Source organism: Oryzihumus sp., assembly GCF_036391795.1.
Classification (GTDB): domain Bacteria; phylum Actinomycetota; class Actinomycetes; order Actinomycetales; family Dermatophilaceae; genus Oryzihumus.
Window position 1 is genome coordinate 1 of record NZ_DASVZH010000232.1, and the last position, 1,981, is coordinate 1,981.

At 69.1% G+C, this 1,981-nt stretch carries 1 protein-coding gene and 1 pseudogene; one reads left to right on the forward strand and one right to left on the reverse strand.

Annotated features, from left to right (window positions below):
- Nucleotides 1–526: pseudogene (locus tag VF825_RS14390) on the reverse strand (N-acetylglucosamine-6-phosphate deacetylase); the annotation flags it as partial.
- A 151-nt stretch (nucleotides 527–677) separates the two neighbouring features.
- Here VF825_RS14390 and VF825_RS14395 point away from each other — a divergent pair.
- Nucleotides 678–1,946, forward strand: coding sequence for an extracellular solute-binding protein (locus VF825_RS14395; protein ID WP_331114482.1), 1,269 nt, complete (start codon nucleotides 678–680; stop codon nucleotides 1,944–1,946).
- The last annotated feature ends 35 nt before the right edge of the window (nucleotides 1,947–1,981 follow it).

Sequence of the window (1,981 nt, forward strand, 5' to 3'; positions counted from 1 at the left end):
GGGCGTGCGGCGCCCCGGCGTCGGCGGCGACACGGGAGAGCTCCTCGACCAGCCCCTCGTCGACGTCGGTGAGTGCATCCGCCCGCTGGGCGCCGCGGCGGGCATGGGACAGGAACGGCCCCTCCAGGTGCACGCCGGCCAGCTCACCGGTCGCCACCAGGCTCGCCGCGGTGCGGGTGCCGGCCAGCAGCGTGGCCGGGTCGGCGGAGACGAGGCTGCCGACCAGTGAGGTGGTGCCGTGGCGCAGGTGGTGTGCTGCCGCGGCGCGCGTCGCCGACGGATCGGGGCCGACCTCGCCCCCGGCGCCGCCGTGGCAGTGGATGTCGACCAGGCCGGGCAGGATCGTCGCGCCGTGCGCCCAGCCATCGGGGGTCGGAGTGCGCCGCCAGTCGGCGGGCAGGTCCGAGGCCTTGCCACAGAAGGCGATCCGGTCACCCTCGATCGCGACGACCCCGACGGGGAGCACGGCGGTGGGCGTCAGCACCCGCCCGGTGAGCTGGACGCGTGAGGAGTGCACGGAAGTCACCCGAGCATGATGCCCTGCCCGCGACGGCTTGGTAAATAAGTCACCAAGAACCGTTGACGTGCGCAGAAAAAGACCGCGAGCATGGGCCGTCCTCGGGCCAGCGCCACTCCGGGCGGGATCGGTCCGTGCCACCAGACAGGGGAGTCCCACCATGCTCCGTGCCCACCGTTCCCTCGCCCTGACGGCAGCGCTCGCGTCCGTCGCGGCCCTCGGCCTGGCCGCGTGCAGCGGGGGCACGGGCTCCAGCTCGGCCGGGGGAGACGCCGGCTCCGGGAAGAAGGTCACCCGGATCAAGCTGGTGGCCGCGGAGTACTCCAAGGACCACACCGCCGCGTTCTGGAAGCAGTTCGCCGAGAAGTACAAGCAGAAGACGGGCATCGACCTCGACGTCCAGGTGGTCAGCTGGGACACGATCGACCAGACGTCCAGCACGATGATCCAGAACAACAACGCGCCGGACATCCTCAACCTCAACGCCTATGCGTCCTACGCCAAGGACGGCCTGCTCTACAACGGCGACGAGGTGCTGCCGGCCGCGGCCAAGAGCGACATCCTCGACGCGTTCGACAGGAGCGGCAGCTACAACGGCAAGCTCTACGGCTTCCCCGACCTGTCCTCGGCCCGCGCGTTCTTCTACAACAAGGCCATCTTCAGCAAGGCCGGCATCGCCGCCCCGCCGAAGACGTGGGCCGAGCTCGAGGCCGATGCCAAGCGGATCTCCGCGCTCGGTGACGGCAGCATCGGCTACGCCCTCCCGCTCGGACCGGAGGAGTCCCAGGGCGAGTTCTCCATGTGGCTGTTCAACAACAACGGCACCTGGAAGAAGGACGGGAAGTGGACGATCAACTCGCCCGAGAACGTCAAGGCCCTGAGCTTCCTCAAGAAGCTCACCGACGAGAAGGTGACCCAGAACAACCCGGGCAAGACCAACCGCGCTGACGCCTTCAACCTCTTCGCGTCCGGGAAGGTCGGCATGGTGGTCGGCTTCTCGCCCCTCGCGGCCCAGCTCGACAAGGCCGGCACGGTGCAGTACGGCGTGGCGCCGATGCCGACCCAGGCCTCCGAGCCCCAGACGTTCGGCGTCACCGACTACCTCATGGCGTTCAAGAAGCCGGGCAACCAGGAGGCGGTCAAGGCCTTCTACGACCTCTACTACCAGAAGGACCAGGTCAACCAGTTCATCAAGGCCGAGGGCTTCCTGCCGGTGACCAGGAGCGGGTTGGACTTCTTCAAGGACGACGCCAAGCTCAAGGTCTACCTCGACACGCTGCCCAACGCGCACCTCACGCCGACCGACGACCCGACCTGGGACAAGGTCAAGCTCGCCGTGCAGCAGAACCTCGGCGCCGCCGTCTCGCCCGGCGGCGACCCGCAGAAGGTCCTCGACGACCTGCAGAAGCAGGCCGAGAACGGCGGCTGAGGTGTCCGACCAGCACGCCGGTGCGGTGGCCGCGG

Coding starts and splice junctions, on each gene's coding strand:
- VF825_RS14395 (WP_331114482.1), top strand. CDS start 678: ATGCTCCGTGCCCACCGTTCCCTCGCCCTGACGGCAGCGCTCGCGTCC.